We start from the raw sequence: 22222 nt of genomic DNA, 5'->3' as shown, positions 1-22222 counted from the left end.
GTTGTTAGAACAAAAAAACACAAAGCTACCTTTTATAAGAGAAGAATTACAATTATTAGAAGCTGGTATTAGTGAAAATGGAGAGAAAAACTGGCTTATTTTTGATCCAATACAAGAGAGATATTTTAATATTTCTTATGATACTTTTAAGCTTATTAGTTTATGGCAAAGTAATGAAGAGATAAAAATATTTTTAGAAATACTAAAAAAAAATGATTATGATATAGATGAAGAAAATTTATTTATATTTATTGATTATTTAAAAAAGAATAATCTCTTAAAAACTAATACAAAAGATGATATTTCTTTTCTTTATTCTTCTTATAATCAAGGAAAAACAAGTACTTTAAAATGGCTTTTAAAAAATTACTTATTTATTAGAATACCTTTATTTAAATGTGATAAGTTTTTAGAAAAAAATCTTAAGAAAGTGGAATTTTTTTATACAAATTTTTATAGTAGCATTATTCTTTTTTTAGGTTTTATAGGAGTTTTATTAGCTTTAAGAGATTATGAAGAGTTTATTAATACTTTTTCTTATTTATTTTCTTATGAGGGAATGTTTTACTATTTATTGTCAGTTATTTTTGTAAAAAGCTTACATGAATTAGGTCATGCTTTTACGGCTAAAAGAAATAAAGTTAGAGTTCCTACTATGGGAGTTGCATTTTTAGTACTTTTCCCTGTTTTATATACAGATACTACAAATTCATGGAGACTTAAATCTAAGAAAAAAAGACTACAAATTGTTTTAGCAGGTGTAAAAGTTGAGTTGTATTTAGCATTAATTTGTATATTTTTATGGTCATTTCTTCCTGATGGAATATTTAAAACTATTGCTTTTGTTGTTGCTACAACAAGTTTAGTAACATCTTTGCTTATCAATATAAGTCCTTTTTTGAGGTTTGATGGCTATTATGTATTATCAGATATTACAAATACAAAAAATCTTCAACCAAGAGCTTTTGCTATGTCAAGATGGTTTTTAAGAAGATATATCTTAGGTTCAAATGAAAAAGTACCTGAATATCTACCCTTGTCTAAACAAAGGTTTTTTATTATTTATGGTATTGCCACATGGATTTATAGATTCTTTTTATTTTTAGGTATTGCTATTTTGGTGTACTATTTTACTTTTAAAGTTTTAGGTATTATTCTTTTTATTGTAGAAATTATATGGTTTATAATCTTACCAATCTATAATGAACTAAAAATTTGGTTTAAAAAAATTAATGAAGTGAGTTTTAATATGCGAAATATAGTAAGTCTTATTATCTTTATAGGGTTTGTTTTTTTACTAATATACCCTTGGAATACTAAAATTAATATGCCTTCTGTACTTGAAGCAAAAGATTATAGTCAAATTTACTCACCAATAAAAGCAAAAGTTGAAAAAATTTATATAAAAAATAAAGAAAAAGTAAATAAAGGAGACTTACTTATTAAGCTTCATTCTTTTGAAAATGAGTATAAATTAAAACAAATTTTATTAAAAAAGCAGTTAGTAAAAGTAAAACTAAATAAAATGGCAGGGAATAAAGAGTTTTTAGAGAATAGATTTATTTTAGAAGAAGAACTTTTAAGACTTACTAAACAAGAAAAAGCCTTAAATAAAATCTCTAAATCCCTTGAAATAAGAGCGCCTTTTAGTGGTATTGTATCAAAAAATTTTCAATTACATGAAGGTCTTTGGATAAACCCTAAAAACGCTTTATTAAATATATATAATCCAAACTCTTTTGAGATTATTGCATATTGTAAAGAAGAAGATTATTCATATATTAAAAATAAAGCAAAAGGAAAATTTATATTTGATAACTATGCAAAAAACATAGATGTAAAATTTGTAAAAGTCTCTAATATCTCATCATCTTTTATATACCACAAAGCTTTAAGTTCTTTATATGGTGGAGATATTGCTGTATCAAAAACAAAAGAAAATACATTAAGAGCTGAAAAATCTTATTATAAAGTATATGCAAAAGCCTTAAATTTAGAAAAAGATTATGATTTTATGCAAAAAGGGGTTTTAGTTGTTGAGGCAAAACCTCAAAGTATTATAAAAAAAGCATATATAAAAGTGCTTTCTATTTTGATCAGAGAAAGTGGTTTTTAGTAGGTTATAGAACTACCCCTGATGAAAGAGAAATCAACAAAAAACTCTTGTCATAATAAGGGTAAGGAGAAGTGACACAGGGGCAGTTCTATAACCTAACTGATATATTCCTCCAAGGAGGAATATATACTAGAAACTATAAGTTAAAGTAGCATTTAACTGATTATAGTCACCATGAGGTGCTGTACTAGTTTCATTTACTATTGTATAACCTAAATTAGCTTTTAAATCTTTTGTTAATGGATATCCTAACCATAATGTAGTTTCATCCATATCTAATTTTTTTGTACCACTAATATATTCAGTCATTCCATAAAGTAAAGTTGCACTTAAATCACCAAACGATTTACTAACACCTACATATAGTGTTTCAGCACCTTTACTATAGAAGTAATCACCTTCTTCAAATGGTACATTAGTTTCACCAGAGTTTTCACCTGCATAACCTGGGAATGCTGCATCGTCATCAACTTTTGCATAACCAGCATAAGGTTTAAATCCTGCAATTGATGTACTAGCTGTTATATGTAAAAAGTTTGAGTCTTTTACAGTGTTTTTATCTTCTTTACTTGTAGCATAGTGTGCATTTAATGAAACATTATCAAGTTTTAAATTAACTTTTCCACCAATAATATCCCTTACATCTGGATACATTGCATCATAAGCACTTACAGAAATCATATCATTGATTTTATGAGATAAAGTAAATTGGTAAACACCTTTATCATCATTAAATTTACTCATTGGTCTATAATCTCTTGAATAAACTCTACCATGTCTTAATGACCAGATAGCTTCAAGTGAAGTATCTCCAAATGCCGCATCAATTTTTACTGCATCTTGAGTTTTATTAACCCAGTTAGAAGAAATAAATTGTCTACCAGCTTTTACAGTTATATTATTTGTAGGAGTATATGTTAAGAAAAATTCTTCTGCTTCTACAGTTCTATTTTTACCATCTTCATAAAATCTTTCAGACGCGTCACCTGCGTTTGTTCCATGTGATGTAGTTGAATTATCATCATCTTCAAAAAGTGTTTTATATGCTCTAAACTTAGATGTTAAACTTAAGTTATTCCAAGTGTCTGTTTCATATTTTAAAGCAAATGAACCAACAGCATAGCCAGTATTTTGATAATACGTACTCTCTGTTTTATCCATATCTCTTTGCTCATAAGTTGTAGTAATTTCCCCACTTACTTTACCATTTGTTAATGCATCTTGTAAAGAATCTGCATAAGAAACAGAACACGCCCCTACTGCTAACGCAGCAATCATACTTATTTTTAAGTTTTTCATTGTTAATCCTTTTTAAAACTTTCATATACAAGTAGAACCATATATATATATAACTGAATACTGGTTCGTTTTTGTGTGATTGAAAGTTTAATAAAAAAAAAGAGCAAAAAAATCGAAAATTTTTTACATTAAATTCGATTTTTTTGCTCTTTTTTGTTGCTACAATTTCAGTATAAATCAAATAAAGGATTGAAGATGAACAATTCAAGAAGAAGCTTTTTAAAAGTTGGTGCAGCTGCCTCAGCAGCAATTGCTGCTAGTAGTACTGCAACTGGTGCATTCGCAAAAGAGTTTGCAAGTAGAACAAAAAAGATTCCAAGTGCGTCTCACTTTGGTGCATTCCATGCACATGTAAGAGATGGGAAAATTGTAGATATAACATCTCAACTTGATTCAGATGCTAATCCAACTGTAATGGTTAAAAGTTTAGCTGATAGAAATAGTACAGATTCAAGAGTAAAATATCCAGTAGTAAGAAAAAGTTTCCTTGAAGGTAAAGGAAGAGGTGACTTAAGAGGAAAAGAAGAGTTTGTAAGAGTTTCATGGGATGAAGCTATTAAATTAGTAGCTAAATCTATTAAAAAAGCTCAAGCTAAAGGTGGAAATGAAGCACTATATAACGCATCTTATGGTGGTTGGGCTCATCCAGGTGCATTTAAACCAAATGCTTTAGCAGGTAGATTCTTCAACCAAATTGGTGGAGCTGTAAGAACATCTGGTGAGTATTCAAATGGTGCAGCAGGACAAGTAAACCCATCAATTGTTGGTGATATGGAAGTTTATTCTATCCAAACAGCACATGAACAAATTATTAAAAACACTAAAGTTATGATTCTTTGGGGTTGTGATATGTATAAAACAAATAGAGCGGGTTATACAGTTCCAAATCATAGATGTTATGATGCTTATGAAGAGTATAAAAAAGCAGGAATTAAATTTATTTCAATTGACCCAATTTATACTATGTCAGCACAAGAGTTTAAAGCTGATTGGATTAAAATCAGACCAGGTTCAGATGTTGCTATGATGATGGGTATGATGAATTACTTATATAAATCAAAAAAATATGATAGTAAATTCATTAAAAAATATACTCATGGTTTTGATAAATTCTTACCATATTTACTTGGTAAAACAGATGGTATTGATAAAACTACTAAATGGGCAGAGAAACTTACAGAAGTACCAGCAAAAACTATTGAACAACTTGCTGATATTATGGTTTCTAATAGAACATTTATTGCAGGTAACTGGTCATTACAAAGAGCACATCATGGTGAACAAGTAGACTGGTCTATTATTACTTTAGCTTCAATGATTGGTCAAATTGGTCTTCCAGGTGGTGGATTTGGATTCTCTATGCACTATGAAGGTGGTGGAGATGCAAACTCTGGTAAAAACACTGTTGGTGGTATGAGTCAAGGTGGAGGAGATAAAGTAAAAATTGCTATTCCTGCTTCAAGAATGAGTGACTTAATCACTAAACCAGGACAAACAGTAACTTACAAAGGTAAAGTTATTAAATATCCTAAAGTTGAATTTATGTTAAGTGCAGGTGGTTCTCCAATTGGTCACCAACCTCATGTAAATGAATTAATTGAAGCTATGAGAACATTAGATACTGTTGTAGTAGTTGAACCATGGTGGACACCAACAGCAAAAATGGCTGATATTGTTTTACCTGCAACAACAACAATGGAAAGAGATGATATCGCAGGAGCTATGTCTTACTCAGCAGATAGAATCTATGCAATGAAAAAAATTGTAGATGCTAGATATGAATCAAAAGATGACTATGAAATCTTTACTTTATTAGCAGAACAATTTGGTAAAGGAAAAAGGTTCTCAAGAGGAAGAACTCCTATGGAATGGCTAAAAAGATTATTTAAAAGATCATCAGCAAAAAGAGAAATGGGAATTACTTTTGAACAATTCTGGAAAGATGGAGTTATCAAATATGATATTCCTGATAGTGCTAGAAAATTTGTTAGACATGAGGCATTTAGAAAAGATCCTGTTAACAATGCACTTAAAACTGAAACTGGAAAAATTCAAATTTATTCTGAGAAATTCGCTTCTTATGGATATGATGACTTTAAAGGTCACCCAATGTGGTTTGAACCAGCAGAATGGTTAGGAAATAAAAAATTAGTGAAAAAATATCCACTACATTTAGTTTCTCCTCACCCAACATATAGAATTCACTCACAGTTAGATAATACTTGGGTGCAAAATGTACATAAAGTACAAGGTAGAGAACCAGTTAGAATTTCACCAAATGATGCTAAAAAATTCGGTGTTAGAGATGGTGAAGTAGTAGAAGTTTATAACGATAGAGGAAGTGTTCTTGCTGGTGTTATTGTAACAAATACTATTAGAGATGGAGTTGTAGCTATTGAAGAGGGTGCTTGGTATTCTCCTGAAGATGCAACAAAAAATAAAACAAGATGTAATTCTGGTCAAGTAAATGTATTAACATCATCAAGACCAACATCACAAATGGCGCAAGCAACTACAGCAAATACAGTACTTGTAAGTATTAGAAAAGCTGGAACAATTACACCAAATGTTGCTTATAACCCACCAAAAATTATAGGAGCATAATTATGAAAGCATTATTTAGAAATATCACAGTATTATTAATCTTACTTGGGGCAATTTCCCAAGTAAGTGCAAAAAATATGTTTATTTATCAAGATACACAAATCAAAGCAAATGGAAAAACAGCAAATGTTTATGTAGGTGTTCCTGTAAAAGTTTTAAAAGATATGGGAAAAGAAGTAAAAGTTTCTATTGAAGGATTTAGAAAAGGTGATAAAGTTTATTCATCATCTTCAAAAGAGCTTTTAGTAGCTAAAATAAATAAAGGTTTTAAAGTATTAAACAAAGGTTCTAATAAAGTTCAATTAGTTGGTACTTTAAGTAAAGAGTTAGTATCAAATGATTTACTTGATGTATGGGGTGAGCACGAAGAATTCTATTTTGAAATGTGTACACAATGTCATGCTGGACCTGAGGTATCTCATCACTCAATGATGGAATGGGGAGCTATTTTTGGAACAATGAAAGGTTTTGCTAAATTAGATGAAGAAGAAGCAACATACCTTTTAAGATACTTAAAAGCTAATGCTTCTGATGGATTTGTAAAAGCAAAACATTAATTTTTTGTTATAATAAACAAAAAAGGAATTTGCATGCAAAAAGAGTTATTAGAGAAATTACAAGGTTTAAAAATTCTTTATGCAGAAGATGAAGAGGGTATTAGAAGAAATATCGCTGATAGTTTACAATATTATGTAAAAGAAGTAATTGAAGCATCAGATGGAAAAGAAGCTTTAGAATTATATGAGCAAAAAAGTCCAGATATTATTTTAAGCGATATTCACATGCCCAATTTAAATGGAATAGATTTTGTCAAAAAAGTAAGACAAACTAATAGATCTATTCCTATAGTTATGATTACAGCTCACACTGACAAAAAGTACTTGCTTGATGCAGTTGAGCTTCACATGGAAAAATACTTAGTTAAACCAATAGAATTAGAACCTTTATTCGAAGCATTAGAACAATGTACTAAACTTTTAGACTTAAATAAAACAATAACATTAAAAACAGATGAAGATTATACTTATGATTATGATAGAAAAGAACTTAAGTATAAAGGTGAAAATATCTTATTAAATAAAAAAGAAATGCTTTTTTTTGAAGTATTAATATCTAATCAAAATAGAATTACAAGTTATGAGGAACTACAAGAAAAAGTTTGGGGTGATGATATCATGACTGATAGTGCCCTAAGATCTTTAGTAAGAAACTTAAGAAAAAAACTTCCAACAGATATTATTTTTAATTTATCAGGAACAGGATATAGATTTGTTTAAATATCTAATATTTTTTTTTATGAGCATAAATATTGTTTTTGCTTCTTCTCATCTTGTCGATAAGTTAGAGTTTAGAGAAGATAATTCTTCTTTAAATAAAGCAGTAAGATTACATCCTAAATCACATATAAATATATTCCTTCCTTCTATTCCATACTCATATATCGCAAAAGCTACAAACTCAGGATTAATTAGATCTTATGATAATGAAAAAGGGTGGGTTTATGATTTAGCTAAATCTCATAAACGAATAGATGATTTTACGTATATTTTTGAGTTAAGAAAAAATCTAAAGTTTCAAAATGGAGAAAGTTTTACAATAGATGATGTAATTTATAATTTAGAGTTTTTTAGAAAAAATCCTTTTTTATATACAAATATTGATAAGATTGATTTTAATGTTTTTAAAATAAGTGAAAGTAAAATAAAAATTGTTTTAAAACAAAAATATGAAATGTTTTTAACAGATTTAGCAAGAGTATATTTTTATACAAAAGAGTATATTAAAAAAGTAAACCCTGTAGGGGAAGAAACAGGTACAGCAAATAGAGTTCCTGGTGACTTTGGTATGGGCCCTTATATTTTAAAAAGTGGTTATGCAAGAGGTGATACTCAAACAAATAAATTAGAACTTGAAGCAAACCCTTATTATTGGAATAAAAACTATCCAAAAATCAAGAAAATAACAGTTTATACTCAATTAGATGTAAACCAAGCTATACATGATATTACAAAACATGAGGGCAGACTTGATTTAATGCCTATACCTTTTAACAAAAAATTAGAAGTTATTTTATCTGAGTATTCGAAACTTATAGTTTCAAAGTCAACAGATAATTTTGTTATATTTTTCAATCTTATAAATGGGAATAAAAAGTTATTAAATCAAGATGTAAGAATAGCTTTAAATCAGGCTTTAAATCAAGAAAACCTTTTAAACTTTGTATATAAAAATGAAGGTAAAATCTCTCCTTTTACTGCTTCTATAAATTATCAGGTTGTAAAAGAAGTAGCAAAAGATTTTAAAGAAGAAAATAAAAAGTTTTCACAAGAAGAGTTGAAAACTTTGCTAAATAATCTAAAGTTAAATATTTTTACACAAGATAGATTTATGTTTTTATTTAAAGGAATAGAATTTCAACTTAAAAAGTATGGAGTAGAGTTTAACTATACAATAACTTCTAGTGAAAAAGATATTTATAAGCAATTATTATCTACAAGTAAAAATAAAAATACTAACAATTGGGATTTACTTATTTGGGGTGATGATGACTGGTACTATCAAAATCCTTGGACAGTTTTTTTTATATATGAAAATGGGAGTGTTTGGTCTACTATCCCAGAAGATAAAAAAATGCAAGAGTATATTCAAAAGTTATTCATAACTAAAATTGGAACAAAAGAGTATAAAGAAGTTGTTAAAAATATATTATATAGAGCAAGAAATAAAGCTTATACTCTTAGAGTACCCTCTTTAAATAAAGTATTAGCTGTAAATAAAGAAGTGATTTATAAACCTTATGAAGGTGGTATTATCCCTTTATGGGAAATAGAATTAAGTAATAATCATTGGTCTATTAGAGATGAGAAAGAGTATAGTAAAGAACTAAGAAAACCTATAAAACCAAAAAGAATAAAATATGATAAAGCTAATTAAAACAATAAATATTAAAACAAAATTGGGAATACTATTTGTAATCTTATGTATTTCAATAGCTATTTTAGGTTATAAATCAATTAGTGTTAGTGAAGAAAATAAAGATACTTTAAAATTAGTTCATAGTAAATCACAAGCAGTTTTAGCACTTCAAAATAAGATTATTACACCTCTTTATAGTTTACGTCAGTTAAACCAATCTTTAGTAATGGCTCCAAATAAAGAGATTAGAAAAATAATACAAAGAGATTTAAATACAATATTTTTGAATCTTGATAGAAACTTTGTAAATGTTAAAGAATATAGTCTTGAATTGCATGAAATGTGGGAAAGTTATAAAGAACATATCTTTATAACAAAACAATATTTAGAAGAGGGTTTTGAAGAGGGAGCTTATATAAATGTAACTACTGTAAGCAAAGAACAATTTGATATTTTAGTTGATAAATTATTAAGTTTACAAAAAAACTCTTTGAGTAATGCAACTATTGCATATAGTGAGGCTGTAAAACAGTCTAAGGCTATAAAGCTAGAAGTTTTAGGTAGTATGAGTTTAATTTTGATTTTTGCGATTATTATAGGTTGGCTTGTAACAAGTAATATTTTGAAGTCAATATATAGTGTGCAAAATGGTTTAAATGATTTCTTTAAATATCTAAATGATAAAACAACAAAAGTTAATAAAATAGAAATTGATACTAAAGATGAATTTAGACAAATGGCTACAATTATTAACAAAAATGTTTCATATATTAGAAATAATATTGAACAAAATGAAGCTTTAATCAAAAATGCGACAAAAGTATTAGAAGATATAAAAAGTGGAAATTTAGGTACAAGATTATCTAAAGATACAAACAATAAAGCTTTAAATGAAATGAAAAATATGATTAATGATATGATTGATAATTTAGAAGAAAAAATTCAAAAAGAAATTAATCAAAGACTTAAACAAGAAGAAATATTAATTCAACAAAGTAAATTAGCTGCAATGGGTGAGATGATAGGAAATATTGCTCATCAATGGAGACAACCTTTAGCAGAAGTATCTGCAATACATCTAAATATGAAAGTAACTTATGATTTTGATAAGTTCACAAAAGAGTATTTAGATAAAAAGATAAAAGAAGCTAATAAATTAACAGCATATATGTCTCAAACAATCAATGATTTTCAGAATTTCTTTAAACCACAAGGTGAAAAAGAGTTATTTTCAATACAAAAAGCGTGTGAGGAGGCTTATTTTATAGTTGAATCATCTTTAAAATATCACAATATACAGTTAGATTTTAATGTGATAGAAGACTCAAAAGTTTTAGGCTATAAAAATGAATACTCACAAGTAGTTTTAAATGTAATAAGTAATGCAAAAGATATTATTTTAGAGAGAAAAGTTGAAAATCCTCATATTAATATAGAGATTAAAAATGGTGAAAACTATGCTATTGTGAAAATTAAAGACAATGCAGGTGGAGTAGATGAAAAGATATTAGATAAAATTTTTGACCCATATTTTACAACAAGACATAAAACACAAGGTACAGGAATAGGGCTTTATATGGCAAAAAATATTATTGAGCGAAATATGAATGGTTTTATAAATATAAGAAACTGTGAAAAAGGAGCTTTATTTACTATAAAAGTTGCTAAAAGTTAATTTGTAGAAATTAGCATGAAATTTGCAGAATTTACTATTCAAATTAGTATAAATTTCTTTTATAATGCAAGTAATAAAAAATAAAAGGAATTAAAATGCAATATACGTATCATAATCCAACAGCAATTGAATTTGGAAAAGGTCAAATTAAAAAAATAACAGATCATATTTCAAAAGACCAAAAAATATTAGTAGTTTATGGTGGTGGTTCTATTAAAAAAAATGGAGTTTATGATGAGGTATCAAAGGCTTTAGAATCTTATACTTGGTTTGAATTTAGTGGTGTTGAACCAAACCCTACTTATGAAACAATGAATAAAGCAGTACAATTAGTAAAAGAAAAAAATATTGATTTTGTTTTAGCTGTGGGTGGTGGTTCTGTTATTGATGGCTGTAAATATTTAATTGCAGCTTCTTTATATGATGGTGATGCTTGGGACTTTTTAGATGGAAGTGCTCAAGTATCAAAAGCTTTACCTTTAGGAGTTGTATTGACTTTACCTGCAACAGGAAGTGAATCAAATGCAGCAGCAGTTCTTTCTAAAAAAGCTACAAATGAAAAAAGATTTTTCTATTCACCATATTCTTATCCTAAATTTGCAGTGTTAGATCCAAGTGTTATGAGTACACTAGATGATAGACAACTAGCAAATGGGTTAGTTGATGCTTTTGTACATACTTGTGAACAATATGTAACTTATCCAAATAACTCTTTACTTCATGATGGATATTCTCAAACTATCTTAAAAGGACTAGTTAAATTAGCTTCAACTTGGTCAGATAGACATGAATATATTTGGCAAGAAAACTTAATGCTTTTAGCAAATCAAGCTTTAAATGGTTTTATTGGTTCAGGTGTACCACAAGATTGGGCAACGCACATGATAGGACATGAACTTACTGCTTTTTATGGCTTAGATCATGCAAGAAGTTTAGCGGTTGTTCAACCTCAATTATTTAGAGTTATGATAGAAGACAAAAAAGAAAAACTTCTTCAAATGGGAGAAGAAGTATTTGGCATTAAAAATGATGTAGAAAAAACTATAGTAACAATTGAAAATATGTATGAAAGTTTAGGTATTTCAACAAATTTAAATGATTATAATATAGATGATAAAGTACTTTCAAATATTATTACAGCACTTGAAAATCATGGTATGACAGCAATTGGAGAAAATGGAAATATTACACTTGAAAAAAGTGAAGAAATACTAAAAATGGCAATGAAATAAATATCTATCCTAAAGAGCTTTAGCCTCTTTAGGAGAATATCCATAATAACTTTTGAAATCTCTTGAAAATTGAGAAATACTTTCATATCCTACGGCATAAGCAGTATTATTAACTTGTAAATTTTCTTTTTGTATTAAATCTTTTGCTTTATTTAATCTAATTTTTTTTATATATTGTAAAGGAGAATAAGTAGTTATTTGTTTAAAATGATTATGAAAAGAAGAAACACTCATATCTTCATATTTTGCTAATGTTGGGATATCTAAATGTTTGTTGAAATTATCATGGATAGTCTTTAAAGATTTAGCAATTTTTGCTTCATTTTTTGAAGATAAAAACATCTTATGTAAAAAATAAGCATTTTGACCTGTAGCAATTCTATAAAATAGCTCTTTAAGTAAAGATTCTCCTAAAATCTTAGACTCTTCTTTACTTTGTAAGGCTTGTAAAAGTCTAAGAATAACTGATTCTATAGGTTTTGTAACCTTGTCACTAAATACAGCTTGTTTTATCTCTTTACAATTCTGGGCTTCTTTATTTGATATATTTGTGATTATATCATTCATAATAGTTTTATTTATATTAACTAAAATACAAGTAAAAGGTTCTTCTTCACTTGCATAAGTTTCACACTCAAAAGGTAAAGTTGTAGGTATTACAAGATAGTTTTTAGAATCATAAATAAAAGTTTTATTAGGTAAGTATCCTATTTTTTTTCCTTGAAGAACTATAACTAAACAAAAATCATAAGTTAAAGGACCTCTTTTTGTAAAATTAGAAGTTTTAAATAGTTTTACATCATCTAAAAAAGTTTGAGTCACTGTTGATTCAAGTTTTATAAGTTTATTAGCTTTTTCTATAATTTCACTATTCATTTTAAAATCACTTTTTATGTATTATACTATAAAAAAATATCAAAAAATCAAATATATAGCTTGTTTTTATGTTTATTTCTACAAAAAACAATAATATGAAAAATTAAATTAACGCATTATTATCTTTTATTAGATAGAATATATATAAAATTTTATAGGGAAAATTAATGCCTAAAAAAAGAACATTTAAAGAAAAGATTTTAGACTATATTTATATCACGTCAAAACAACCAATACTTTTAAGAGATTTACTTATTTCAAATAGACAGTTTAATGAAGGTATGCATGTTGATCCAGCAAAATTAGGATTTAGACTTAGATTATCAAGAGCATATATGGTTTATTTATCTATTGTTTTATCTATAATTGTCCCTATTTCTTTATTAACTCATAAATCATTAGCAAAAATTGATTCTCATGTATCAATTATTGGAGCTATGGTTATTACAGCTTTAATTTTTATTGGTTTTAATTTTTTTAGAGCAAAAATGAGAGATTCAATTACAATCTTATTAATTAAGAGATCATGGAAGTTGCACTTCCCTTTTTTCCCTTATGAAGAGTACTCAAAAAAAATCGAAGAAATTTTTGAAAGGTCTTTAAAAGAAGAAATTTCAAAAAGAGATTTAGAAAAATATATTTTAGATAATCTTACTGATTAATAAAAAATCTTTCTAAAAACAAAGATTTTAATTAATTTTTGTTTTCTTTGCATAATTTTTATGTTAGTATTAAAAGTAAACAATACTAGTATAAAAGTTGGTGCAACTTGATATTTGATAAATTTACAAACGGCTACATATTTTCTTTAGGTGCAGAATTAGAGATTAGAATTTTAAATAAAAATGATTTAAGTTGTGCAAATGAATATGATTATTTCAAAGAAAATATATCTGAAAAGTTTAAAAATAATATAACTTCAGAATTTTTACAGTGCATGATTGAAATAAATACACCTATATTTAATAAGCTTTCAGATTTAATGACTTATTTTAAAGAAATTATTGCAGAGCTTAATTATCTTGCCCAAAAAAAAGACTTAATACTTCAATCTAGTGGTTCAAGTGCATTAAAACAAGAACATTTAGAGTTGTCTTCCAATAAAAGATATCAAGAATTATCCCAAGAACATCAAATACTTTTAGATGATTTTTCAATTTGTGGTCTACACGTTCATGTTGGATTCAAAAACTTTGATAAGGCATTAAAAGCTTACAACTTTTCATTGGTTTATATGCCTTTATTTGTAGCTTTATCTGCATCTTCTGTTTATTCAAATGGAATTGATACAGGTATTCACTCTTATAGAACAAAAATTTTTGATAGATTACCAAAGGCTTCTATCCCAGAATATTTTGAGTCTTATGAACAAATGAAAAGTGTATATAATATTCTTTATGATTCAGAAGTGATACAAAGTGAAAAAGACGTATGGTGGGATGTAAGAATTCAACCAACTTTTAAAACTATAGAGTTTAGAGTTTGTGATGCAATACATGATTTTGATAGATTAGAAGTAATGATTGGTTTATTTAGAGGTATTTGTAAGCTATCACAAAAAAAAGATATATCTTATGAACCAATGCAAGTTTTAAAACAGAATATGTGGAAAGCTTCAAGATATTCAATGAATGCAAATTTTATATATAAAAAACACAAAAAAAATATAAGAGAAGTTCTAAATGAACTAATAGAAGAACTTTATAGCAAACAAATCATAAGTGATGAGTTTATGGATAAAGCAAAAAAAATAGTAAGTCAAAATTCAATAGCCCAAGATATGATAGAAGCTTATGAAAATACAAATGATTTAAAAGAAGTTGAAAAAATAGGAGTGATTAAATGAAAGGTGTAGTCTCAGCAGGAGATACAAATTCAGCCCAAGCAGGAGCTGATATTTTAAAACAAGGGGGAAATGCCTATGATGCTGCACTTGCTGTAATGCTTGCAGCACCATTAACAGAACCTTTATTTACTAGTCTTGGAGGAGGGGGATTTCTTCTTGGACTTGAAAAAGGCAAAAAGCCTGAACTTTATGATTTTTTTGTACAAGTTCCAAAAAAAAGAGTAGAAGAACCAGAGTTTTACCCAATATATGTGGATTTTGGAGCAGCTGTTCAAGAGTTTCATATAGGTGCAGGAAGTGTAGCTATTCCTGGACTTGTGGAAGGAATATACCAAGTTCATAAAGATAAAGGAACACTTCCTTTATCTGAGATAATCAAACCAGCAGTAAAGTACGCAAGAGAAGGTGTATATCTATCTTCTATGCAAGCAAGTTTTGTGAAGCTTTTAGAACCAATTTTCACATCTACTAAATCCTCTATGGATGTGTACGGAATAGATGATAAAAATCTTATTGATGAAACACATTTGTTTAAGAATCCAGCTTATGCAGACTTCTTAGAAGCTTTCGCAAAAGAGGGAAGTAAAGTTTTCTATGAGGGTGTTGTAGCTGATGAGATAGAGAAAATCATGAAAGAAAATGACGGGCTTATTTTAAAAGAAGATTTAAAAAACTATCAATGTATCAAAAGAGAACCTATTGATTTTAACTATAAAGGTTATGAAATAGTTACAAACCCACCACCAAGTGGCGGAGGAATACTTATAGCTTTTACTATGAAAATCTTAGAGAAGTATGACCTAAAAGATTTTAGAAGTTTTGAGTATGTAAAAGGAATGATTGAAGCTTTTAATACTACAAGTGATTTTAGACGTGAGCATGTAGATGAGTTTTTACATGATGAAAAATTAAAAGATCTTTTACAAAACGATAGACTTATCAAGAACTACTGTACAACTATGCATAGTAGACTTAATCTATGGGGAAATACAACGCACTTATCAGTAATAGATGAGCTAGGAAATGCCGTATCTGTTACTACTACAAATGGCGAGGGCTCAGGTCATGTAATACCAAGTTCTGGAATCATGCTAAATAACATGATGGGAGAAGAAGACTTAAATCCACATGGTTGGTTTGCATGGGAAGAAGGTCTTCGACTTCCATCTATGATGGCACCAACAGCAGTACTAAAAGATGGAAAGCCAGAACTTATACTTGGAAGTGCAGGAAGTAATAGAATAAGATCAGCCATTACTCAAACTATGATAAATAATCTTGATTATGGTAAAAGCTTGCATGAGAGTATAAACAGTCCTAGAATTCACTTTGAAAAAGGAAGTGTTTGTATGGAGCCTGATTGTTCACAAGCTATAAGAGATGAGTTAGAAAAACACTATAAACTTCAATACTTCGATGATTTAAATGTATTCTTTGGTGGAGTTCAAGCTGTAGATGGAAACCTAAATGGTGGATGTGATAGCAGACGTGGTGCTGCTGTAATAAAAGTCGATTAAGACTAAAAACAAAAGCTATTTATCGTAAATAGCTTTTGCTTCTTTATTTCTTTGCTTTTTTAGTTCCATATCTATGTATTTTCCAATATCACCTTGGCTTTGTTTAAAAGCTAAAGTAATCTTTCTTTTTACTGGAATATGTTGATAGATAAGGTAACCAGCTTCATAAAGTGATAGCCTTATTGGAGTTGCTATAGCATAAGTAGATAAAATAGAGTCTTGTTTTGAGATTCTAAAAATATCATCAAAATACTCTTTTGTCCAAAGCTCCATATTTACTTCACTTGAAAAAGCGTCTTGGTAAACTATATCAAAAAAACCATCTTCAAAACTTTGGATATACTCTCTTGCATCACCTATAAAAACCTCTATTTTTATATCTTCATCTTCATAAAAGTTGTTAAGGCTTACTTCTTTGATGATGTGTTTTATTTCCTCAAACTCTTGTGGAAACTCAAAGTTTTCCAAAGATTTTACTAAATCTCCATCAAGTTCTGGTGAGTAAATATTTACTTTATGTGAAAGCTTATTCTTTTTTATATAGTACAAAGTAGTAAAAGTGTTGTAGCCTAAACCAAAACAAATATCTAAGATATTTAACTCTTTTTTGTTTTTTTGAAACTGCAAAGTTGGAATTACGTGTTTTGATAAAGCTTCATTTACAGCACCATCATCTATATTGTGATAGTGCTGATTGTATTTTTTTGAGAATAGGGTGTTTGACCCATCTATTGTGCTTACTATTTCTTGCAAATTTATAGTCCGTTGTCCCAATGGTGCATTTTTTTTGCTGTGATTGTGTTGTATTCATCAAATAAATCGATGTTATTTACAGCTTGAAAACCAGTATTTTCTATAAGCTCTAAAAGCTCATGAAGATTATCATTTGTCTTTTTCTCTAAGATGATGATATTTCCTGAGTTTTCAATAGCCTTATACATAAGCTTTAAGATTTTATCTTTGTTTGGACAGTAAGATAAAATATCCCCTAAGATTACATACTCATACTCTCTAGCTGTTGCTCTAAGTCTTGCTGAGGTTTCATCTTCAAACTTGATATATTTGATGTTTCCGTCGTTTTTTTCTCTTACTTGCTCTAGGGTATTTGTTACTAAATCCAAAGAGTTATCCACATGTAAAATAGCGATATTTGGATAATCAGCAAATAACTCTTTGAAAAGCTCTAGCTTTTTACTCAAAACTTAGTTTCCTAGTGAGTTTAGTTTCTCTTCTGATAAAAATAACTCTTTGTTTGACATAACACCAATTTCGCTATCTAAAATATCTTGTGCGATTTGTTTAGCTTCTTCAAGTGAGTGCATTTTGTATGTACCACATTGGTATTCGTTTAGTTCAGGGATGTCATTTTGAGTTTCAACTTTTAATACATCTTCCATAGCTTCTCTCCAAGCTTTAGCAACTTGCTCTTCTGATGGAGAACCTAATAAACTCATATAAAAACCAGTTCTACAACCCATAGGTGATACATCAATAATCTCAACTGTATCAGAGTTTAAATGCTCTCTAATAAATCCAGCAAAAAGGTGCTCTAAAGTGTGAATACCTTTTTCTCCTAACATCTTTTCATTTGGAACACAGAATCTTAAATCAAATACAGTGATAATATCACCTGATGGTGATTTCATTGTCTTTGCAACTCTAACAGCAGGTGCTGGCATAATAGTATGGTCAACTCTAAAACTATCTAATAATGGCATGTTTTTTCCTTTTTATTTATTATAAATTATTCAATTTTCTAAAGAGTGATTGTATCAAAAGTTTTGTAAGTAGTAGTTGATTTAAAAAATTATAATATAGTGTTTATTATATAATCTTATAATAAAAGAAGAAAGTAATGCTCTTTATTGTATAATTTAGCAATTTAGGCCTGAAATTAGGGATTTGGTAAAATGAGCATTAAAAAAATGAAGTACATACTATTATTATCTTTTATAGGATTAAACTTAGTTGTATTTTATATAACACAAAAAAACACACAAAGTAAAATTGATTATTCTTTATATCATAATATGCACAAACTTGAAGTAAACTATAAAGTTTTTCTTACAACACAATCACAAAAAGCAGATGTAATTTATGAAACTACTATGCAAACAAAAAATTTAAAAAAGATTTTAAGTGAAGCATGGCAAAGTAAAGACACAAAAAGAGTTGATGAATTAAGAACGCAATTACACAAGATATTAGAAAATAGGTATGAAAAGTTTAGAAAACAAGGTCTTTTACAGTATCACTTTGTTTTTCCTAATAATAAAGTATTTTTAAGAATGCATAAACCCTTCAAATATGGTGATGATTTAACAAATATAAGACATGATTTTGTAAAAGTAAATAAAACAAAAGAGATTATAAGAGGTTTTTCCCAAGGAAGAACAGCTCATGCTTTTAGAAATGTTTATCCTATTTTTGATGATAACAACAAACATATAGGTGCAATAGAAATATCATACCCAAGTGAAATACTTCAAGAAAATTTGAATAAATTGAGTGAAATACATTCACATTTTTTAGTAAATAAAAAAATATTTAGTTCTAAAATGTGGTCAAGAAATGATATTGTATTAAACTATGAACCAAGTGCTGAGCATAGAAATTATTTATTAACACTTTCAAAAACACATAGTCAAATGGATAAAATTAGTTATTTTGATGAAAGAATTTCAGAATTAAGAGAGCAAATACGTGAAAAAATAGCACTAGGAAAAGCATTTTCTCTTATTTCAAAAGATAAAAAACATGATTTTAAAGTGATATCTTTTTATCCTATTCTTCAAAATGTTACAAATGAGCTATCAGCATGGATAGTAACTTATAATAATACCCCTTTTATTTATCCTGCTATAAAAGATAGTTACTTTATAAGAGTTTCGGCATTTTTGATTTTAGGAATACTTTTTTATTTTATCTTAAGAGCATATACTCAAAAAGGAAAACTAAGTGAACTACTTAAAGCTTATGATGATAATGTAATCTTTTCAACAACAGATTTAAGTGGTAGAATCACTAAAGTAAGTAAAGCCTTTTGTAAAATAAGTGGCTACTCAAAAGAAGAACTTTTAGGCAAACCTCACAATATAGTAAGACATCCAGATATGCCTAAAGAAGCCTTTGTTCAAATGTGGAGACAACTAAAAAGAAAAGAGTCTTGGAAGGGTGAAGTAAAAAACTTAAAAAAAGATGGTTCATACTATTGGGTAAAAGCAAAAATCTATCCTTTATATAATGAAAATAACAAACATATAGGTTACCATGCTATAAGACATGATATAACTCATATAAAAGAAATAGCACAAATTCAAAAAGATGTAATTTTCACTATGGGGTCAATAGGTGAAAGCCGATCAAAAGAGACTGGAAACCATGTAAGAAGAGTTGCTTTATATTCAGAACTATTAGCTTTAAAATACGGCTTCGATGCAAATGAAGCAGAAATGCTAAAACAAGCAAGTCCAATGCATGACATCGGAAAAGTAGCAATTCCTGATAATATTTTAAAAAAGCCAGGAAAATTGACTCCTCAAGAGTGGGAAGTGATGGAAAATCATGCCCAAATAGGTTTTGATATGCTAAAAAGTTCAGATAGACCACTGCTTAAAACAGCTGCAATAGTAGCACATGAACATCATGAAAAGTGGGATGGTTCAGGATACCCAAGAAAACTAAAAGGTGAAGAAATTCATATTTATGGAAGAATCACCGCTGTAGCAGATGTATTTGATGCACTAGGAAGTAATAGAGTTTATAAAAAAGCTTGGGATGATGAAGAAATATTCAAACTATTTAAAGAAGAAAAAGGAAAGCACTTTGACCCAAAACTTATAGATATATTCTTTGAGAATTTAGATGAGTTTTTAGCAATAAGAGATAGATTTAAAGATGAACTTTAAGACTTATTCATTTTATCTAAAATCTCATTTATAAACTTAGTGGCTTTTTTCTTTTGTAAATATGTGAAAAGTATCACTAAAACTACACCTATCCCATAAGTAAGTAAAATAGCTAAGATAATCAAAATAGTAAGTATCAAAGTATCATGTAACTGCCCTTCAAGATGAAATGAAGTTGCTTTTTTTTGTTTGTCTAAAGTGATTTTACAGTTGTACTTCAAAAGTGTATCAAGATGAAGTTTCTGTATTTCAAGTGAGCTTTTAACTAGTTTTGTTTTATACTCTTTGTCTTGAATAAGTGAAGTCTTTAACTCTTCTAAAAACTCTTGTTTTGAAAGTGTAGAGGGTAACTCTTTTTTTATACTTATATCAAATAGTCCCATAAATAGCCTTGTTTTATTTTTAGTATAGCAAAACAAGATAGTAAGAACTCAAAAAAACTGAACATAAAATATACAGCTGTATAAAATATGAAAGCGTGAAAACTTTAAGTTTATTATGTAGTTATTTAAAATAAATTTAAGTTTAAACACTTATATGTTATAGTTTACTTAAATTAATATTAACTATATACATAATAAGCTTAAGGGATAAATATGATAAAAACTAGACTTGAAATAAGAATTATTGAAATATTAAAAGATGAAAATAAACCCCTTAGCTTAAAAGAAATATCAAGTAAAATTAAATTAAGAATAAACCAAAGAACAGTTTTAAATGAACTTAATAAACTTATAAAAAATAATAGAGTAGAAAAAGAGGGCAACACTAATAGTGCTAGATATTTTCTTGATGATGTATTAAGATACTACAAAAAATATGAATTCATTTATGTTCATAAAAAAGATGAGGTTGCAGGATATTTTATAAATATGAAAGAGTATTTTAGATTTATTTACTCAACTGATTTTTTAATCAATCTAAGTGAACCTATTGCAACAATAGATTTAACTACAGATAGCATTGATTTTAAAGAACTACCACCAATATTTGAAGAAAATATTCCTGAGGGTATCAATAGAGAAATATTAGAAATAAACTCTAAAATATCAAATGAATTTGAACTACTACTAAAATTAGAAGATAATGTAGGGGATTTAAGATTTTCTAAAACAGAAGATAATATAGACTCTAAACTGAAAAATGGACAATCATATTTAAGTTTATTAGATGAAGTATTAGGTTCTAATAATAAGATAGAAGTTTTAAATGGTTTTGATATTGAGCTAGATGATAAAACTTTATTCCCTGAAAATTATGATTTAACGAAACTAGCAATAAAAAAGTCAGATGGTATTTCTGGGTTTCAATATAAAAAGTTAGTACATATAGATTTTGAACAAAAAAAAGTTATTGTAGATGAAAACTATTCAAAAGATTATATTTTAAAGCCATATAGTAAATTAAAAGCTGATCATAATAATGAACACTACTTCCCTCATATTTCTATCAATGAACATTTATTTATGTCATTTGCTAAAAATGAATTGGGCTTTAGAGTTCCATATAGTGCAGTAATAAAAAGAGATAAGGATGAAGAGTATCACTATGTAGTAAAAAGATTTGATAGATATAATACTTATAAATTTAACAAAGCTACATTTGCACCATTTTTAGGATTAACAAGTGAAAAAAAATATGATACTTCTTCTGAAAAGTTATTTAAAAGAATTGCTCTTGAGTTAAAAAGCAATAAAGAAAAAATGGAACTTTTAAAGCATTATGTTTACTCAGTAATAATCGTACATGAAGATATGCATACAAAAAATCTAAGTTTGATTTTTGAAAAAGAAAAAGTTTTCTTTGCTCCTTTATATGATATTACATGTACTGGAATATATGATACATCTAAAGGGTATGATTCTCATATCTCAATAAATGGTAAGCAAACAAATATAAGACCCAATGATTTTAGACAATTGTGTAAGATACTTGATATAAAGTTTAGTGATTTTAAGAATGAAGCTCAAGAAATTGCACTGAAATATGCCGAAAAATTACCTGAATATTTTGATGAGTTAGATAAGATAGACTTTTATAAGTCAAAGATAAAAAAGAAAATAGGTCAAGAAGCTGACTGGATTAGAATAGGTGAACCTTTATCTTTTGTTGATGTATTGAGAGACTTTCATCAAAATCAAGTTGAGAGGTTGAAACAGCTTAATTGGATTGATGTTTAGATTAGTAAAAAAATAAAGCAAAACTAAATAACACTTTTACTACCATATAAATA

18 protein-coding genes are annotated in these 22222 nt (G+C 27.8%); 12 read left to right on the top strand and 6 right to left on the bottom strand.

Features of this window, described 5'->3' with window-relative positions; translation table 11 throughout:
- Position 1 precedes the first annotated feature (1 nt).
- On the top strand, positions 2–2116 hold the full coding sequence (locus tag ACH5BH_RS06315; protein ID WP_423297790.1) for a site-2 protease family protein: 2115 nt from the start codon (positions 2–4) through the stop codon (positions 2114–2116).
- A 129-nt stretch (positions 2117–2245) separates the two neighbouring features.
- Here ACH5BH_RS06315 and ACH5BH_RS06310 read toward each other — a convergent pair whose 3' ends face one another.
- Positions 2246–3415: an Opr family porin gene (locus ACH5BH_RS06310; RefSeq protein ID WP_404304810.1), complete on the bottom strand. Its 1170-nt coding sequence runs from the start codon at positions 3413–3415 to the stop codon at positions 2246–2248.
- Between the two features lie 195 nt (positions 3416–3610).
- On the opposite strand from ACH5BH_RS06310, the gene ACH5BH_RS06305 reads away from it, so the two are divergent.
- The 6 genes from ACH5BH_RS06305 to ACH5BH_RS06280 all read left to right on the top strand — a co-directional run bounded on the left by ACH5BH_RS06305 (position 3611) and on the right by ACH5BH_RS06280 (position 11842).
- Positions 3611–6019, top strand: coding sequence for a molybdopterin-dependent oxidoreductase (locus ACH5BH_RS06305; protein WP_404304809.1), 2409 nt, complete (start codon positions 3611–3613; stop codon positions 6017–6019).
- Positions 6020–6021: 2 nt separating this feature from the next.
- On the top strand, positions 6022–6576 hold the full coding sequence (locus tag ACH5BH_RS06300; RefSeq protein WP_404304807.1) for a hypothetical protein: 555 nt from the start codon (positions 6022–6024) through the stop codon (positions 6574–6576).
- Positions 6577–6609: 33 nt separating this feature from the next.
- Positions 6610–7296 (top strand): response regulator transcription factor, encoded by a 687-nt coding sequence (locus tag ACH5BH_RS06295; protein WP_404304805.1) that lies wholly within the window; start codon positions 6610–6612, stop codon positions 7294–7296.
- A gap of 19 nt (positions 7297–7315) precedes the next feature.
- Complete coding sequence (locus ACH5BH_RS06290) at positions 7316–8953, top strand: ABC transporter substrate-binding protein (RefSeq protein ID WP_423297789.1); 1638 nt, start codon at positions 7316–7318, stop codon at positions 8951–8953.
- Complete coding sequence (locus tag ACH5BH_RS06285) at positions 8937–10610, top strand: sensor histidine kinase (RefSeq protein WP_423297788.1); 1674 nt, start codon at positions 8937–8939, stop codon at positions 10608–10610. Before ACH5BH_RS06290 ends, ACH5BH_RS06285 begins: the two co-directional genes overlap by 17 nt.
- A gap of 95 nt (positions 10611–10705) precedes the next feature.
- On the top strand, positions 10706–11842 hold the full coding sequence (locus ACH5BH_RS06280) for an iron-containing alcohol dehydrogenase (protein WP_404304799.1): 1137 nt from the start codon (positions 10706–10708) through the stop codon (positions 11840–11842).
- 9 nt (positions 11843–11851) lie between these two features.
- Here the strand turns inward: ACH5BH_RS06280 and ACH5BH_RS06275 are convergent, their stop codons facing one another.
- Complete coding sequence (locus ACH5BH_RS06275; protein WP_404304797.1) at positions 11852–12718, bottom strand: AraC family transcriptional regulator; 867 nt, start codon at positions 12716–12718, stop codon at positions 11852–11854.
- Between the two features lie 167 nt (positions 12719–12885).
- Between ACH5BH_RS06275 and ACH5BH_RS06270 the strand changes: the two genes are divergently transcribed.
- The 3 genes from ACH5BH_RS06270 to ggt all read left to right on the top strand — a co-directional run bounded on the left by ACH5BH_RS06270 (position 12886) and on the right by ggt (position 16081).
- On the top strand, positions 12886–13380 hold the full coding sequence (locus ACH5BH_RS06270; RefSeq protein ID WP_404304796.1) for a hypothetical protein: 495 nt from the start codon (positions 12886–12888) through the stop codon (positions 13378–13380).
- Positions 13381–13487: 107 nt separating this feature from the next.
- Complete coding sequence (locus ACH5BH_RS06265; RefSeq protein WP_423297787.1) at positions 13488–14564, top strand: carboxylate-amine ligase; 1077 nt, start codon at positions 13488–13490, stop codon at positions 14562–14564.
- Entirely contained in the window at positions 14561–16081 is a 1521-nt protein-coding gene (gene ggt, locus ACH5BH_RS06260) for a gamma-glutamyltransferase (protein WP_423297786.1), read from the top strand. Before ACH5BH_RS06265 ends, ggt begins: the two co-directional genes overlap by 4 nt.
- A 15-nt stretch (positions 16082–16096) precedes the next feature.
- On the opposite strand, the gene ACH5BH_RS06255 is transcribed toward ggt, so the two are convergent.
- The 3 genes from ACH5BH_RS06255 to luxS are packed head-to-tail and all read right to left on the bottom strand — an operon-like array spanning position 16097 to position 17799.
- The gene (locus ACH5BH_RS06255; RefSeq protein WP_423297785.1) at positions 16097–16834 is read right to left on the bottom strand and encodes a tRNA (5-methylaminomethyl-2-thiouridine)(34)-methyltransferase MnmD; all 738 of its coding nucleotides are present in this window, start codon (positions 16832–16834) and stop codon (positions 16097–16099) included.
- A 2-nt stretch (positions 16835–16836) separates the two neighbouring features.
- Entirely contained in the window at positions 16837–17280 is a 444-nt protein-coding gene (locus tag ACH5BH_RS06250; protein WP_423297784.1) for a hypothetical protein, read from the bottom strand.
- Between the two features lie 3 nt (positions 17281–17283).
- Positions 17284–17799, bottom strand: coding sequence for an S-ribosylhomocysteine lyase (gene luxS / locus ACH5BH_RS06245; RefSeq protein ID WP_423297783.1), 516 nt, complete (start codon positions 17797–17799; stop codon positions 17284–17286).
- 192 nt (positions 17800–17991) lie between these two features.
- Here luxS and ACH5BH_RS06240 point away from each other — a divergent pair, with 192 nt between their 5' ends.
- Positions 17992–19989: an HD domain-containing phosphohydrolase gene (locus ACH5BH_RS06240; RefSeq protein ID WP_423297782.1), complete on the top strand. Its 1998-nt coding sequence runs from the start codon at positions 17992–17994 to the stop codon at positions 19987–19989.
- Here the strand turns inward: ACH5BH_RS06240 and ACH5BH_RS06235 are convergent.
- Positions 19986–20372 carry a hypothetical protein gene (locus ACH5BH_RS06235; RefSeq protein ID WP_423297781.1) on the bottom strand — a complete coding sequence of 129 codons (387 nt, stop codon included), beginning with the start codon at positions 20370–20372 and terminating at the stop codon, positions 19986–19988. The genes ACH5BH_RS06240 and ACH5BH_RS06235 overlap by 4 nt on opposite strands.
- A 213-nt stretch (positions 20373–20585) precedes the next feature.
- Here ACH5BH_RS06235 and ACH5BH_RS06230 point away from each other — a divergent pair, with 213 nt between their 5' ends.
- Positions 20586–22169, top strand: coding sequence for a type II toxin-antitoxin system HipA family toxin (locus ACH5BH_RS06230; RefSeq protein WP_423297780.1), 1584 nt, complete (start codon positions 20586–20588; stop codon positions 22167–22169).
- Positions 22170–22222 lie beyond the last annotated feature (53 nt).

The sequence above is a fragment of the Arcobacter rhizosphaerae genome (assembly GCF_049472155.1).
Lineage (GTDB): Bacteria > Campylobacterota > Campylobacteria > Campylobacterales > Arcobacteraceae > Arcobacter_B.
This window is presented reverse-complemented; position numbering and strand designations above follow the sequence as displayed.